Origin of the sequence: Microbacterium sp. TNHR37B (assembly GCF_001620065.1) — a bacterium.
Lineage (GTDB): Bacteria > Actinomycetota > Actinomycetes > Actinomycetales > Microbacteriaceae > Microbacterium.
Genome location: NZ_LQGV01000004.1, coordinates 316,716 through 330,242 on the forward strand (window position 1 = coordinate 316,716; position 13,527 = coordinate 330,242).

16 protein-coding genes and 1 pseudogene are annotated in these 13,527 nt (G+C 71.6%); 11 read left to right on the forward strand and 6 right to left on the reverse strand.

What is annotated here, in order from left to right:
* Positions 1–7: 7 nt before the first annotated feature.
* Genes AVP41_RS15685 through AVP41_RS15700 form a run of 4 tightly spaced genes read left to right on the forward strand, consistent with a single transcriptional unit; the run spans position 8 to position 2,386 of the window.
* Entirely contained in the window at positions 8–613 is a 606-nt protein-coding gene (locus AVP41_RS15685; protein WP_067166828.1) for a TetR/AcrR family transcriptional regulator, read from the forward strand.
* Positions 614–633: 20 nt separating this feature from the next.
* Positions 634–921: a DUF4287 domain-containing protein gene (locus AVP41_RS15690; RefSeq protein WP_067166831.1), complete on the forward strand. Its 288-nt coding sequence runs from the start codon at positions 634–636 to the stop codon at positions 919–921.
* A gap of 8 nt (positions 922–929) precedes the next feature.
* Positions 930–1,655 (forward strand): ABC transporter ATP-binding protein, encoded by a 726-nt coding sequence (locus tag AVP41_RS15695; protein WP_067166834.1) that lies wholly within the window; start codon positions 930–932, stop codon positions 1,653–1,655.
* Positions 1,652–2,386, forward strand: coding sequence for an ABC transporter permease (locus tag AVP41_RS15700; RefSeq protein WP_067166838.1), 735 nt, complete (start codon positions 1,652–1,654; stop codon positions 2,384–2,386). Before AVP41_RS15695 ends, AVP41_RS15700 begins: the two co-directional genes overlap by 4 nt.
* Positions 2,387–2,392: 6 nt before the next feature.
* Here AVP41_RS15700 and AVP41_RS15705 read toward each other — a convergent pair whose 3' ends face one another.
* Entirely contained in the window at positions 2,393–2,824 is a 432-nt protein-coding gene (locus AVP41_RS15705) for a MarR family winged helix-turn-helix transcriptional regulator (RefSeq protein WP_067166841.1), read from the reverse strand.
* Between the two features lie 35 nt (positions 2,825–2,859).
* On the opposite strand from AVP41_RS15705, the gene AVP41_RS15710 reads away from it, so the two are divergent.
* A complete protein-coding gene (locus AVP41_RS15710) occupies positions 2,860–4,650 on the forward strand; it encodes a DUF2207 domain-containing protein (RefSeq protein WP_067166845.1) in 1,791 nt (596 codons plus the stop codon).
* A 25-nt stretch (positions 4,651–4,675) separates the two neighbouring features.
* Positions 4,676–5,410, forward strand: a complete 735-nt coding sequence (locus AVP41_RS15715) for an SDR family NAD(P)-dependent oxidoreductase (protein WP_067166848.1) — start codon at positions 4,676–4,678, stop codon at positions 5,408–5,410.
* A gap of 55 nt (positions 5,411–5,465) precedes the next feature.
* Here AVP41_RS15715 and AVP41_RS15720 read toward each other — a convergent pair whose 3' ends face one another.
* Positions 5,466–6,791: an HNH endonuclease signature motif containing protein gene (locus AVP41_RS15720; protein ID WP_082829294.1), complete on the reverse strand. Its 1,326-nt coding sequence runs from the start codon at positions 6,789–6,791 to the stop codon at positions 5,466–5,468.
* Positions 6,792–7,144: 353 nt separating this feature from the next.
* On the reverse strand, positions 7,145–7,882 hold the full coding sequence (locus tag AVP41_RS15725) for an MBL fold metallo-hydrolase (protein WP_231902796.1): 738 nt from the start codon (positions 7,880–7,882) through the stop codon (positions 7,145–7,147).
* Between the two features lie 122 nt (positions 7,883–8,004).
* Between AVP41_RS15725 and AVP41_RS16975 the strand changes: the two are divergent.
* A pseudogene (locus tag AVP41_RS16975) lies at positions 8,005–8,118 on the forward strand (heat-shock protein HtpX); the annotation flags it as partial.
* 16 nt (positions 8,119–8,134) lie between these two features.
* On the opposite strand, the gene AVP41_RS15730 reads toward AVP41_RS16975, so the two are convergent.
* Both AVP41_RS15730 and AVP41_RS15735 read right to left on the reverse strand, forming a co-directional pair.
* Positions 8,135–8,797 (reverse strand): phosphatase PAP2 family protein, encoded by a 663-nt coding sequence (locus tag AVP41_RS15730; protein WP_067166855.1) that lies wholly within the window; start codon positions 8,795–8,797, stop codon positions 8,135–8,137.
* Between the two features lie 114 nt (positions 8,798–8,911).
* Positions 8,912–9,367: a GNAT family N-acetyltransferase gene (locus AVP41_RS15735; RefSeq protein WP_067166857.1), complete on the reverse strand. Its 456-nt coding sequence runs from the start codon at positions 9,365–9,367 to the stop codon at positions 8,912–8,914.
* Positions 9,368–9,480: 113 nt separating this feature from the next.
* On the opposite strand from AVP41_RS15735, the gene AVP41_RS15740 reads away from it, so the two are divergent.
* Positions 9,481–10,521: a phosphotransferase enzyme family protein gene (locus tag AVP41_RS15740; RefSeq protein WP_067166860.1), complete on the forward strand. Its 1,041-nt coding sequence runs from the start codon at positions 9,481–9,483 to the stop codon at positions 10,519–10,521.
* On the opposite strand, the gene AVP41_RS15745 is transcribed toward AVP41_RS15740, so the two are convergent.
* Positions 10,481–10,900 (reverse strand): VOC family protein, encoded by a 420-nt coding sequence (locus AVP41_RS15745; RefSeq protein WP_067166863.1) that lies wholly within the window; start codon positions 10,898–10,900, stop codon positions 10,481–10,483. The two genes, AVP41_RS15740 and AVP41_RS15745, sit on opposite strands and share 41 nt — an antisense overlap.
* 111 nt (positions 10,901–11,011) lie before the next feature.
* On the opposite strand from AVP41_RS15745, the gene AVP41_RS15750 reads away from it, so the two are divergent.
* Genes AVP41_RS15750 through AVP41_RS15760 form a run of 3 tightly spaced genes read left to right on the forward strand, consistent with a single transcriptional unit; the run spans position 11,012 to position 13,516 of the window.
* Entirely contained in the window at positions 11,012–11,932 is a 921-nt protein-coding gene (locus AVP41_RS15750) for a hypothetical protein (RefSeq protein WP_157532538.1), read from the forward strand.
* A gap of 38 nt (positions 11,933–11,970) precedes the next feature.
* Positions 11,971–12,828 (forward strand): alpha/beta fold hydrolase, encoded by an 858-nt coding sequence (locus AVP41_RS15755; RefSeq protein WP_067166870.1) that lies wholly within the window; start codon positions 11,971–11,973, stop codon positions 12,826–12,828.
* 28 nt (positions 12,829–12,856) lie between these two features.
* Positions 12,857–13,516, forward strand: coding sequence for an NADPH-dependent F420 reductase (locus AVP41_RS15760; RefSeq protein WP_067166873.1), 660 nt, complete (start codon positions 12,857–12,859; stop codon positions 13,514–13,516).
* The last annotated feature ends 11 nt before the right edge of the window (positions 13,517–13,527 follow it).

Consider the following 13,527-nt stretch of genomic DNA (forward strand, 5'->3'; position numbering starts at 1 on the left):
TGACCCCATGGTCGAGCAGGGGACGTCGGCGCCACGTCGGCGGGGGCGGCCCCGCGGACGCTCGGACGCGCGCGAGCGCATCCTCACCGCCGCTGCCGACGAGTTCGGCGCGCGGGGATACGACGCCACCACGATGCGCGGGGTGGCCGCCCGTGCGGAGGTGGACTCTGCGCTCGTCCACCACTATTTCGGCACGAAGGCCGACCTGTTCGCCGCGGCGGTCGACGTGCCGGTTCGCCCGGATCTCGTCGTCCCCACGATCCTCGCGGGCGACCGCGACCGGTGGGGGGAGGCGGTGATCGCGTTCGTCCTGGGGCAGTTCGAGCGTCCCGAGGTGCGTCGCCGTGCCGTCGTGCTGCTGCGCACCTCCCTCGGCAATCCCCTCGCGACGCCGCTCATGGTGGGTTTCCTCCGCCGCGAGCTGCTCGCCCGTATCGTCGCGGAGCTCGACGTCGACGACGCGGAGCTGCGCGCCGGGCTCGTCGCCTCGCAGATCGTCGGGCTCATCGTGGCCCGCTACATCGCCAAGCTCCCGGGCATCGCCGACGCGTCGCCCGAGGAGCTGGTCGCGCGGATCGGTCCCACCGTCCAGCGCTATCTCACCGCCGGATGACCGGCAGCGAAGGAGCAGTCATGTCGTTCCAGGCCTACCTCGACAACATCGAGACCAAGACCGGGATCACCCCTCGACAGTTCATCGGGCTCGCCGAGGAACGCGGTTTCGGGCCGGGTACGAAGGCGGGTGAGATCGTCGCGTGGCTCGGGGAGGAGTACGGCCTCGGGCGGGGCCACGCGATGGCGCTCGTGCACGTGATCACGAAGGGGCCGAAGATCGCCGCGACGCACGTGGGGGGAACGGGCACGCATCGAGACGCGTCCGACACCCTGTGGCTGGACGGGAAGGACTCGCGGCCCGCATAATTCATCACATGATGAATAGCGCGAATGCCGTGAGCGTTCGCGGTCTCCGCGTGCGGCGGGGAGCCCGCCCCGTGTTCTCGGACTTCTCCGTGGACATCGCCGCGGGCGCGATCACGGGACTGCTGGGCCCCTCGGGATGCGGCAAGACCACGTTGCTGCGCACGATCGTCGGGGCGCAGCGCATCGACGACGGGACCGTGACGGTGCTCGGCGCGCCGGCCGGAAGCGCGTCGCTGCGTCACCGCGTCGCGTACGACACGCAGGCCGCATCCGTGTACGGCGACCTCACCGTGCAGCAGAACCTCCGCTACTTCGCCCGGCTCCTCGGGGCGCCGCGCTCGGACGTCGACCGCGTGATCGCGGCCGTCGGCCTCGAGTCGGAGCGACGGCGGCTTGTGGCCTCCCTCAGCGGCGGGCAGGCGGGCCGGGTGTCGCTCGCGGTCGCGATGCTCGGGTCTCCGGAGTTGATCGTGCTCGACGAGCCCACGGTGGGTCTGGACCCGGTGCTGCGGGAAGAGCTGTGGGGCGTGTTCCGCTCGCTCTCCGAGGAGGGGGTGACGGTGCTCGTGTCCAGCCACGTCATGGACGAAGCCGCGCGCTGCGATCGCCTGCTCCTCCTCCGCGAGGGGCGGCTCGTCGCCGACACGACGCCGGAGGCGCTCCTCGCCGAGACCGGTGCGCCGGATGCGGAAGCGGCCTTCTTGCATCTCATCCGGCGGGACGAGGCGGCATGAGCGGCGTGCGGCTGCTCGCGACGACCGCGCGGGTCCTGCGGCAGCTCAGTCACGATCCGCGGTCGCTCGTGCTGCTCCTGGTCGCCCCGAGCCTTCTCGTCGGGCTGTTCGCGTGGGTGTTCAGCGAGAGCGAGGGAGCGTTCGACCGGATCGGCGGGCCACTGCTGGCGCTCTTCCCCTTCGTCGTCATGTTCCTCATCACCTCCATCACCACGTTGCGTGAGCGCCGGAGCGGGACGCTGGAGCGCCTGCTGACCACGCCGGTCGCCAAATCGGACGTCATCCTCGGATACGCCCTCGCGTTCGGCCTGCTCGCGACACTTCAGGCGATCGTCACCGTGACGTTCGCGGTCGCGGTGTGCGGACTGAGCGTGGCAGGCCCCGTGTGGCAGCTGGGGGTCGTCGCGGTCGTCGACGCTCTCCTCGGAACGGCGCTGGGACTGCTCGCCAGCGCGTTCGCCCGCACGGAGTTCCAGGCGGTGCAGTTCATGCCCGTGCTCGTCTTCCCGCAGATGATCCTGGGGGGACTGTTCATGCCGCGGGACCAGATGCCCGATGTGCTCTCGGCCGTGAGCGATGCGCTTCCTTTGAGCTACGCGATCGACGCCGCGTCGGCGGTGGCGTCGGGTTCCGAAGCCGGTGAGGTCTGGCGACCGGTGCTGGTGGTGGCGGCGTTCACCGTCGGTGCGCTCGTCGTCGCGGCGGCGACGCTCCGGCGCCGCACCCCCTGAGGGCGGCTAGCGCGCGCCGTCGCGGAGCTTCGCCGTCAGCTCCCGCAGGTGGGCGAGCTCCTCATCGGTGAGCACGGCCATGCGCTCGGCGATGGTCTGCCCGTGCCGGAGCGCGATGCGCCGGAAGATCCCGAGGCCCGTCTCGGTGGCCCGGACGACGGCACCGCGGCCGTCCTGCGGGTCGGGGCACTTGGAGATGAGGCCCCGGGCGACCATCCGATCGACCAGGCGCGAGACGCTCGGCTGGCTGATGAGCATGTTCGCGGTGACATCGCGCAGCCGCGCGGAGTTCTGCTCGCCCCGGGCGACGGTCAGCATGACGTCGTACTCGGCTTGGCTGAGCTCGGCGTCGAAGTCGGCGCTGATCTCCTCCAACACCTCGTGCTGCGCCCGGAAGAGACTCTCCCAGGCGTCGATGGCGAGGCGGCGGTCCGTCATGGCGTCCACTTTATCCCGCGCCTAGGCTGGCGGACATGAGGCGATTCTCCCGTGCGCTCACCATCGTGCTGCTCGCCGTGATCGCGGGTCTCGGCGTCGTCGCGGCTCCTTCTCCGGCGGCGGCCGATGTCGACGATTTCACCTTCGACGAGATGACGGCGGACTACACGCTCACCCGGGACGACGACGGCACGAGTCGCCTTCTGGTGGTGGAGCGGTTCGTGGCTCGCTTCCCCGATGCCGATCAGAACCGCGGGATCCGGCGGGCAATCCCCGACACCTACAACGGTCAGCCGCTGCACCCGCGCCTCATCTCGGTGACCGACGAGAACGGCACGCCGCGCCCGGCCGAGACCGAGGAGGACGACGGCGTCTTTGCCATCGTCTCGCGGTCGGATACATACCTCCGAGGAGTGCAGACCTTCCTCCTCACCTACGAGTTGGAGAACGTCACGTGGAACTTTCCCGACACTGGGCTCGAGTTCTACTGGGACGTCAACGGGGTCGACTGGGCGCAGCCGTTCGGGACCGTGACCGCTCGGCTCCACCTCGACGCCGAGCTCGCGGAGCGCCTGTCGGGCAGGATGGCCTGCGCGCAGGGCGCGCAGCGGAGCGCGACGCCGTGCGCGGGGATCGACCAGGAACCCGCGACAGACGGGGTGGTGATCACGGCGCGCGCGGAGAACCTCGGCCCGCGGCAGACGCTGTCGCTCGCGGTCGGGTTCGAGCCGGAGACCTTCACGGTGTTCGACACGTCGTTCGCCGCTTCTCCCGCGGGATGGGTGCAGGTCGCCGGCGGCGTCGGGCTTCTCGGGGCCGTCGCGCTCGCGTTCCGGGCTCGTCGCCGGGGGCTCGCCGATGAGCCGGGCCGTCCGACGATCATCGCCGAGTACACGCCGCCGCCGAACGTCGATGCGCTCGAGAGCGCCGTGCTGCTGGGGCAGACCTCGAAGGCGATCCCGGCCGAGGTGCTGGAGCAGGCGGTGGTCGGCTCGATCCGGATCATCGAAGGCCCCTCGAAGGCGTGGGGTGGTCAGCGGCTCATCGCCGAGCTCGTGGATCCTTCCCGCGCCGACGGGGATGGCCGGATGCTCCTGGACGGGCTCTTCCCCTCGGGCGTGCCGGGGGAACAGTACGAGTTCGGGCGGCAGGACACACGGTTGTCGAAGGTCGCGCAGAAGATCCTGGCCGCGGCGGACGCCGCCCTCACCGACCAGGGACTGCGTCGTTCGGTTCCGTTCCGGACGCGGGCGTGGCCGATCCTGGCAGCCGTCGTGGCCGGCGCGGTGGTCGTCGGGGCGGGGGTCGTCGCTCCCGTCGGGTACGTCTCAGCCGCCGTGCCGGTGATCCTGATGATCGCCGCGGGGCTCATGTTCGCCCTCGTGATCGTGCTGGTCGCGCGCCGCCCATTGACCGCCGCTGGAGCGGAGACCCGCGATCACCTGCGCGGGCTCAAGGAGTTCATCGCGTGGGCGGAGGCCGATCGTATCCGGATGCTCCAGTCGCCGCAGGGCGCGGAGCGTGTGGGTGTCGATGTCGACGATCCGCGGCAGATGCTCCGGCTGTACGAGCGGCTGCTGCCGTACGCGGTCGTCTTCGGTCAAGAGAAGGAGTGGTCGAAGCATCTCGCGGTGCTGTACGCGGCCGCCGGAGTGTCGGCGCCGTACTGGTACGTGGGCACCGGGGCATTCGACGCGTCGTCGTTCTCGTCGGGCATCGGCTCGCTGTCGTCGGCGGCGATGTCGTCGTCGTCGACCTCGGGCGGGTCGGCCGGTGGCGTGAGCGCAGGCGGCGGCGGTGGGGGAGGTGGCGGCGGGGGCGTGTAGCGCCCCGCCGTCCTAGAGTCGAGGCATGGCGGAACGCACTGTCCTGATCACCGGCGGCACGCGCGGCATCGGCCGCGCCCTGGCGCTGCGGTTGGCGGCCGACGGCAGCGATCTCGTGCTCGGCTACGCGCGCGACGACGAGGCCGCTGCGCAGACCCAGGCGGAGGTCGAGGCTCTCGGGGTGCGCTGCACGACCGTCCGCGCCGACCTCTCCAGCGAGGCGGGGGTCGACGAGCTCTTCGATCGGGCCCTGGTCGCCTCGCCGCGGCTCGACGCGGTCGTCAACAATGCCGGAGGGACGTTCCACGTCGGGCGGCTCGTCGATACGCCGGTCGACGTCATCCGGCGGGTCGTGGACGTCAATCTCACCGGTGCCATCCTGGTGGCGCGGCGGGCGGTGATGGTGCTTCCGGGAGGCGGCGTCCTCGTCAACATCTCCTCCGGCGCCGCAACGACGGGGTCGCCGGGGGAGTACGTGCACTATGCGGCGACCAAAGCGGGTATCGACGCCCTCACGAGGGGGCTCGCGATCGAGGCGGCGCCGCAGGGGATCCGTGTGGTCGGCGTCGCCCCGGGCACGACCGAGACGGACGTGCACGCGGACGCGGGTGACCCGGGCCGCCCGGCCCGCGTCGCGGCCCGGCATCCGATGGGGCGCGTGGCCCAACCGGAGGAGATCGCCGAGGTGATCGCCTTCGCGTTGTCGCCAGCGGCGAGCTACGTGGCGGGAACGACCATCCGGGCCACCGGCGGCGCCTGATCGTCTCTGCTCGGCGGCGCCCGATCGTCTCTGCTCGGCGGCGCCCAGGTGGCTCCTAGAAGGGCGCATCGTCCGCGGGCGTCACGGTCGGCGGTGGCGGTGGCGGTGGCAGTGGTGACAGGGGGCTGAACACCAGGGTGCGCTTCGGCCGGTCGGGATGGACGCGACCGGTGGGGCTCGTCCACTCGAGTACGCCGCCGGGGAGTTGCCGCACCCGCCACGCGGAATGGTGCTTGAGCGTGTGATGTCGCCGACACAGGTGGGCGAGGTTTCCCGCGTCGGTGGCTCCGTCGTGTTCCCGGGCGATCGTGTGGTCGATGTCGCATCGTCGCGCCGGCTGGCGGCATCCCGGAAACCTGCAGTGCTCGTCGCGCGCGCGCAGGGTGCGGCGGAGGTGTGCGCTCGGGCGGTAGCGGTCGACGGCGAGGACGTCTCCGCTCACGGGATGCGTGAGCACGCGGTCCCATCCTTCGGCCGTCGCCGCGAGAGCACGAGCGGTGGCGAGGTCGATGGGGCCGTGGCCCGCGAGTTCGGCTGGTGTGGTGTCGTGCCCCAGGAGGGTCAGCACGGGAATGGTGACCTGGACGTGGGTCGTGATCGCGTCGGCGGCGACGATGGACGCGGAGGTCGCCGCCAGCGTTGCGTGCCCGGTGAGCAGGAGGTCGGCGAAAGCATCCGCGCGGAGTTCACCCATGCCGCGGTGATCGGGCGATGCGGAGCCGTCATCGACGGGCACGCGGTCCTCCATCGTGCTCCGCGCGAGAGACGTCAGCCGATCGTGGATACCGTGGGCGAGAGGCGCGGGGAGACTCGCGACGAGCTCGGCCATTCCATCGTCGAGATCCCGCACCCACACGCCCCGCTGTGCTGCCGCGGCGCGGTGGCGTTCCCCGAGATCGACGGGATCAGCGCGGCTGGCGAGGAGCCGCGCCGCCGGACGGAGCCTCCCCGGGGACTCTCGGCGTGCCACGTCGAGCGCGGCCGCTTCATAGCTCGCCCGCGCCTCGTCGTCGTCGATGCGCATACCGGCCTCCACGATGACGCGGACGTGTGCGCGGTCGATCTGCCCGGAGCCGAGCGCGGCGTGCGCCGCCGGGAATCGCGATACGACGAGTGCCGCCATCGACATCCGTCTCTGGATCGAACGGTCGGAGGCGCGGAGCTCGATCCCGATCTGTGCCGCCATGGACCGCAGATGGATGTCGTGGTCGACGGACGACGACCCGCCGGAGGACTGACGTTCGGCCGTCCTCACCGCCGCTGCCAGCAGCTCGATCTCGCGCGCGTGAAGCGCCGCGAGGCGCCGGTTCGTTTCGGAGATCTCGTCGAGCAGCGCGTCGATCTCCGTCGGGGCGGGGGATGCGCTCGCGATGACTTCCATACGACGAGGATCTCGCCAACCGCCGACATCGACGACGAAAAAACCCAGATCAGCAGGTACTTGTGGATACCGTGCGGATTGCCCAGGGTGGGGAGGAGTCGCGCCCTCCGTCGCCCCCGCATCGGTCTCGCTGAGCACAGAGTAAGGGCCGGTCGGAGAGGCTTCCGACCGGCCCTTGTCCCTTGCACCAAGAGTGTCCTGCAATCACATGTCGGTAGCTGCCACAGCAAAACAACTACCGTGCCTGCACTCTATAACGGCCAGATAACGACGGCAAGGGGTTCTCGTTATCTTTTCGTGATTCTGAGGAGGCTCATCAGATCCTCCGAGGATTCGGTCGGAGCAGGTCGTCATCAGGCGGGCTGAGGACGATCGCCTCCTCGCAGGTCGCGCGCGATCCGACGCACGCGCGCGTGCGCGTCCGCCATGCCCGGAAGCCCCACGCGAGGGTCGTCTGATGACCCGCTCCGAATCATGTCGTCAAGGTAGCGGCGGTCGGCATCCAGCCGCGCGAGCGCATCGGAGCCGACACTGCCGTGGCCGGGAACGATGACGCTCGCCTGCGCGGCGAAGGGAGCGAGCAGGTCCAGCGCCGCCATATACGACGGCAGGTCGTCGGGGGCGAACGGCAGGGGCAACTCGATGTCGCTGAGCATGTCACCCGCCAGGAGCACATGCTGCCGGGGAAGCCACACGGCGGTGTGTCCGGGCGCATGCCCGTCGTGGACGATCAGCTCGACGTCGACCCCGGGCGGCACTGATTCCGGGGGGAGCGTGTCGCCGGTCGCTCGCACGCGGCCCATCAGATCCGCGAGGCCGGCCGGGAAGTCGGCTCCCAGCGCGTCGAGCAACGCGGGGCGCTCGGCCTCGGCGAGACGCGCGGTCTCCGCGGAAGCCCAGCGGGGAGCATCGCCGAACCGCGGGTGCCACAACAGATGATCGTGGTGGGCGTGGGTCGCGAAACCGCCGATGACGGTGAGATCACGCCGGTCGATCTCCGTCGCGAGGGCGTCGAGCTCGTCCGGCATCCAGGCCGGGTCGATGAGAAGGGCACGACCTCTGCCGCTCACCACCGTGGCGTTCGTCGACATCTTCCGGCTCGTCGCCACGGTCATCCCGGGCGCAACCTCCGTCACCGTGGACACCGTGCCCTCCCGCCGCCGCGCCGCAACCTGCTCGTTCCCGATCCTAGGCACCCCGCGGGGCACTTCCGCTGGACGACCCGGCCGGACGCGGGATCGACGAGGTCCGGCCGATCCGAGATGAGATCCGCGGACGAGTGGAGGCCCTTCTCGCCGAGATCCTGCCCCACCCCGGCGACGCCTGAGCGCGCGTCGGTCGGCTCAGGCGCGAGCCCAGCCCCGGCCACGGCGCGACGCTCGCGCGACCTCGACGGTCAGCACGAGCAGGGCCGGCACGACGATCCCCCAGATCGCCCCGACCGCGACGTCATGGAGGTAGTGCACGCCCTCGAGAAGTCGGCCGGCCGCGACCGCGACGGCGAGAATCACGGCGAGCATCGTCCACAGCAGCCGTCCACCGACGATCGCGACGACACACGCCGCGGCGAAGGCAAGGGTGGCGTGGTTGGAGGGGAACGAGTAGTCCGCGACATCGCAGGTCCCGGCAGCCGGCCATCTCGTGCACGGCCGCACCTGCGCGAACAGCGCCTTGCCCGCCTCGCTGCCGACGTAGGCCAGCGCCACCCCCGCACCACCGGCGACCACGCGCGCACGGCGTACCGGATCCTGCCACCACGCGCGAAGCAGCACCAGCGCCGTGAGCGCCGCGAGGGCGAGGAGAAGCGCGTCCGAAAGGACCTCGACGCCGGGAACGGCGAAGCCGGCCGACGCCGCCGCCGAGGTGACGGCGACGCTCAGGCTGCCGCCCGGGAACGGGGCGACGAGCGCGACGGCGGCGAGCGACGCGACGATGAGAAGCGGAGCGACCGCGCGGAAGCGCGGAACCGGGCGGGCAGTCGGGGACGAGAGTGCGTGCGGGGTCACCCTTGCGACGCTATGTCGCGCTCGCCGCCGAGAAATCGGCGCAGCGGACGATCCTCGTCCTTCGCGAGGCGGATCTTCCGGCCCTGTCTCTCGCCGAGCAGGCCGGCGGCGGGTTCATGCCGACACGAAGCGGCGCATGCCGTCGTCCACTCCTTCGTCCGTCCAGCCCAGCGCGCGGAAGAAAGCTGCGGCGGCGTCGTTCTCGGGCTCGACGAACGCCAGCCAGCCCGCGCACGGCGGATGACCCGGCCACGATCGTACGGCGCCGACGGCCACGCGCCCGAGGCCCTCTCCGCGGCGGCTCGGGTTCACGGCAAGGTCGGTGATGACATGGGGCTCGTGCGCCTCTCCCCATGCCACGCCGACGAGCGCAACCACGCCGTCGTGCTGCTCCACCACGAGTTGCGCACCGCTCGTGTCGCTCAGGACGTGGGTGTACCACTCTTCGTCGTACGGCCCGAGGGTGCGGTCCAGCAGCTCGTCGGCGAACCAGCCCTCGGCCCATGAGGCGTCGGCGCGCGTGAAGCGGCGAACCGTCGCCGCTGGCGAAGGATGAGGAGGCGTGGTCATCCGGTCCATCGTAGGAAAGGACGGAAGGGGAGAATGGTGAGTCGCCCCGCTACGACACCAATCCGTGCCGCAGCGAGTTGCTCCCGACGCGGCAAGCCGGGAGGATCGGGAGGATGTTGCCACTTGCCGAGATCGCTGCGCTGAAGGCGACCGTCGCCGAGGACTGGACCTCCGTCGTCGCGGATGCCGTCGCGGCACCATGGGGGCTCGACCCCGGCGCGGCGCGCTGGTGGCGATCGTCGGCATCGCACGTGTTCGTCGTGCCCCGGGGGCGAGACGAGCGCGCACCCTTCTACCTTCGCTTCGCGCCCGCCCGCTCCGGCGCCGGAGAGCGCCTGGCGCGGGGTGCGGCGCTCCACGCGCGCCTGGCGGACGCGGGCATCGTCGCCGTCCCGGTGGTGAGTGCCGCCGGACGAATGGTCGAGACGGTGACGTCGCCGCTCGGGGAGATGGTGGTGATGGCAGTTACCGCCGTCGAGGGGGAGGAGCTCGACGTCGACGACCTCGGCCCGGCGCGCGCCCGCGCGTGGGGTCGCGCCCTCGCGGACTTCCACGCCGCCTCGGGACCGGCTCCGACCCCCGGAGATCCCGTCGACCCCTTCGCCGACGCCGCGTCGCTCGTCCCGGCCGACGACCGCGACCTCGCCGACGCGCTCCGCGCGCTCCGCGTCGCACCGCCCTCATCCGGCGGATGGGTGCACGGACACGGCGACTTCGAGCTCGACAACCTCCGCTGGCGGGGCGAATCCGAGGAGGGACCGGCGGTGGTCGCGTTCGACCTCGACGAGGCGGGCGTGATGCCGCTCGCCGCCGACATCGCGGCGGCGACGCGCGACCTCTTCGCCGACGGGACGCACGATCCGCGCCATCCCGGGATGCTCGCGGCGTTCCTCGACGGCTACGCCGAGCGCGACGGCGCGCGCGTCGCCATGCCAGAACTGGTGCGGGCTCGGACGGCCGGGGCCGCCCAGAGCTGGGCCGAGCTCATCGTCGACCTTCGCCTCGACGCGGAAGAGGTCGTCGCGCAGGGACTCGACGACCTCCGCGCGTCGCTCGCCGACTACGCGGAGCGGGCGCGCGAGCTGGTGATCGACGGCGCCCGCCGCCTCGAGGTCACACCTCGTTCGGCGCGGGAGCGGTCGCGGGCGGATTGAACATGAACTCGATGCGGATGCCGTTGGCATCCTCGAGGAACGACGCGTAGTACCGCTCGGTGAATCGCGGATAGGGCTTCGGGTCGCGGACCGTCGTCCAGCCCAGGGACTGCGCGAGCTCGTGCAGCCGATCGACCTCTTCGCGTGTCTCGACGGCGAAGGCCAGATGCTGCCATCCGACGCGCCCGTGCTCGTGCGGACCGCTCTCGGGATCGCGCGCGGGATAGAGGATGAGCTCGACGTCGCCGGGCCGGTACCAGGACGCAGACCCGGGGATGTCGCTGCGCTCGAACCCGAGCGCGCTCATGATCGGGTCGAACTGCGTGATGGCGCGGGGGAGATCGTCGACGGAGATTCCGAGGTGGTCGATAACGGGCATGGGCTCAGTCTGGCGGGCGCCACCGACATCCCCGGCCCGCAGGCACGGGGAGCGGCGTCGATGACAGGATGAGGCCATGACGCCAGTGACGACGTTCCCGAGACAGCCCGCATGACCGCCGCGGAGAAGGGCGGGACGAGGCCACCCCCTCCGGTGCGGTGGTGGCTGTCGGTGCTGATCGGCGTGGCAGCCGCCCTCGCCGGACTCGTGCCGTGGCTCGTGACGGGCGCACGGCTCCCGCTGCAGAACCTCGGGGAGAGCGGGGTCTCCGGCGATGCTCCGGTCGTGCTGCTGCCGTTCAGCCAGTACTCGGTGTCGTCGATCTTCGCCGTCCTCGTCTTCGGAGCCGTCGTCGCCGGCGTCGCCGCCCGCGCCCTGCGCCCGCGCTCGACGCGTGTCGGGGTGTGGGGAGTGCTCGCGGGCGTCGCGGCGGTGCACGTCGTCGCGATCGTCCAGACGGCCGCGGTCGTCGGCGGAGATCTCCAGGACCGCGTGGAGTCGCAGTGGTACCTGGCGGGCCTCACCGGGGGCGCCGTGTTCTCGGCCCTGGTCGGGTGGGGGTGCCTGGTGCTCGTGGCGGTCGCGCCGCGGGCGGGAGCCCTCCTCGGACTCGCCGTCGGTGCGATCGCCGCCGGGATGTGGGCGGGCGCGTTCCTCCGCCTCTTCCCCGTGACGGCCACGGTGCCCGAGGGCCTCCTGACCGCGGTGTCGCTCGTCACCCCCGTGCTGGCCGGGATCGCGATCGCCTGGACGGGGCTGGCGACCGCCGGGCGCATCGTCGCGTCGCTGGTCACGGTGATCCTCGTGTGGGTCGCGCCGGCGCTGGCGACCGGCATCTTCAACGCGCTCGGCACGCGCGCGCTCGCGCGCGATCCGCGGGGCATGCTCGAGTACGGCCTCGGGGTGTTCCGGATGGCCCTGTTCGAGCCGGCGCTTGCGCTGCGTCCCATCATCGCCACCGTCATCGTCGCGGCCGTCGCCACCGCCGTCGCTCTCCTCCTCCGCCGGCGCCGCGCGCCGGAGACGGTCTGATCGATCGCGCACGGCGGCGTGCGCGGAAAGGAGGGGTCATGCCCCACGTCTCGCTTCCCGATGGCGGGTCGCTCTTCTTCACCGATGACGGCGCGGGCCCGGCCGTCCTGTTCGTCCACGGCTGGGCGTGCGATGGCTCCGACGGCGCGTGGCTGCAGGAGGACCTCGTGCGCGACCACCGTGTGGTCACTGTCGACCTGCGCGGCCACGGGCGTTCGCCGGGTCCGGCGGTCTCGCCCGAGGAGATGGCCTCCGACCTGGCGCACCTCATGCACGGGCTCGGCCTCGGCCCCGCGCTCGTGGTCGGGCACTCGATGGGGGCGATCGTCTCCAGCGTGCTGGCTGCCGAACACCCCGACGCGGTGGCGGCGCTCGTCCTCATCGATCCGGTGTTCATCGCCGACGACTCCCCGCTGATCCCGACCCTCGATGCCCTCCGCCCCGGTTCCCCCGTGGATCCGCACGAGTTCGCGCGGCGGGTGTGGCGAGGATTCGCGACCACGCGCACTCCACGATGGCTCCCCGTGTGGCACCGTCGGCGGGTGCTGGGCACCGACGCCGACGTTGTCCGCGACGCCTTCCTCGGTCTATACGACGGTCGGTCCGGAGCGGGCCGGCGGCGGACGGCGCAATCCCGGCTCCGCACGATCGCCGCACCGGTGCTGGCGGTCTACGCGGACCAGGGCGCGGAGGTCGCCGAGTGGCACCGGTCGGTCGTGGCAGATAACAGCCGGGGCAATGCGCACGTGATCGACGTCTGGCGCGGCCACGGCCATTTCCTCCATCAGGAGGATCCGGAGCGTTTCGCCGCGCAGCTGCGGGCCTGGCTCGGTCCGATCGAGCCGGTCGCGGGGCCGGCGGCGCCCGCCGACACGCCGACCTCCGCGCGGGAATGAGTCGCGGCGTCGACGGGTTTCCCCGATCATGACCACGATCGGAATCATCGGCGCAGGACACATCGGATCACAGCTGGCGCGGGCGTTCACGTCGCTCGGCGAGAACGTGGTGATCGCCAACTCGCGGGGGCCCGAGACCCTCGCCCCGCTCATCGAGGACCTGGGCCCGACTGCCCGCGCCGCGACGGCGCAGGAAGCCGCGGAGGCGGGAGACGTCGTCGTGGTGACGGTGCCCCTGGCCGCCTATCGTGACGTCCCGGTCGCCCCGCTCGCGGGGAAGATCGTCCTCGACACCAACAACTACTACTGGGAGCGCGACGGGCACATCCCCGCGCTCGACCGCGGCGAGACGACCACCTCGGGGATGCTCCAGGAGCACCTTCCCGAGTCGAAGGTCGTGAAGGCGTTCAACCACATCCCCGCTGCCGACATCACCACCACGGGCACTCCGGCCGGATCCCCCGACCGACGGGCGCTGGGCACCGCGAGCGATTTCCCCGAGGCCGTCGCCTACGTCACCGACCTCTACGACCGCTTGGGCTTCGACACCGTCTCGGCCGGCCCGCTGAGCGAGTCGTGGCGCCTGGAGCGTGACCGTCCCGCCTACGTCGTGCGTCAGAACGCCGAGGAGCTCCGCGCCAACCTCGCCCGCGGGTTCCGGGTGCGCCCCGAAGACTCCGCGGACTGAGCCCCGGCCGG

Excerpts from the sequence above, each read along its gene's own strand:
- AVP41_RS15685 (WP_067166828.1), top strand. The coding sequence starts at position 8 with ATGGTCGAGCAGGGGACGTCGGCGCCACGTCGGCGGGGGCGGCCCCGC.
- AVP41_RS15690 (WP_067166831.1), top strand. The coding sequence starts at position 634 with ATGTCGTTCCAGGCCTACCTCGACAACATCGAGACCAAGACCGGGATC.
- AVP41_RS15695 (WP_067166834.1), top strand. The coding sequence starts at position 930 with ATGATGAATAGCGCGAATGCCGTGAGCGTTCGCGGTCTCCGCGTGCGG.
- AVP41_RS15700 (WP_067166838.1), top strand. The coding sequence starts at position 1,652 with ATGAGCGGCGTGCGGCTGCTCGCGACGACCGCGCGGGTCCTGCGGCAG.
- AVP41_RS15705 (WP_067166841.1), bottom strand. The coding sequence starts at position 2,824 with ATGACGGACCGCCGCCTCGCCATCGACGCCTGGGAGAGTCTCTTCCGG.
- AVP41_RS15710 (WP_067166845.1), top strand. The coding sequence starts at position 2,860 with ATGAGGCGATTCTCCCGTGCGCTCACCATCGTGCTGCTCGCCGTGATC.
- AVP41_RS15715 (WP_067166848.1), top strand. The coding sequence starts at position 4,676 with ATGGCGGAACGCACTGTCCTGATCACCGGCGGCACGCGCGGCATCGGC.
- AVP41_RS15720 (WP_082829294.1), bottom strand. The coding sequence starts at position 6,791 with ATGGAAGTCATCGCGAGCGCATCCCCCGCCCCGACGGAGATCGACGCG.
- AVP41_RS15725 (WP_231902796.1), bottom strand. The coding sequence starts at position 7,882 with ATGTCGACGAACGCCACGGTGGTGAGCGGCAGAGGTCGTGCCCTTCTC.
- AVP41_RS15735 (WP_067166857.1), bottom strand. The coding sequence starts at position 9,367 with ATGACCACGCCTCCTCATCCTTCGCCAGCGGCGACGGTTCGCCGCTTC.
- AVP41_RS15740 (WP_067166860.1), top strand. The coding sequence starts at position 9,481 with ATGTTGCCACTTGCCGAGATCGCTGCGCTGAAGGCGACCGTCGCCGAG.
- AVP41_RS15745 (WP_067166863.1), bottom strand. The coding sequence starts at position 10,900 with ATGCCCGTTATCGACCACCTCGGAATCTCCGTCGACGATCTCCCCCGC.
- AVP41_RS15750 (WP_157532538.1), top strand. The coding sequence starts at position 11,012 with ATGACCGCCGCGGAGAAGGGCGGGACGAGGCCACCCCCTCCGGTGCGG.
- AVP41_RS15755 (WP_067166870.1), top strand. The coding sequence starts at position 11,971 with ATGCCCCACGTCTCGCTTCCCGATGGCGGGTCGCTCTTCTTCACCGAT.
- AVP41_RS15760 (WP_067166873.1), top strand. The coding sequence starts at position 12,857 with ATGACCACGATCGGAATCATCGGCGCAGGACACATCGGATCACAGCTG.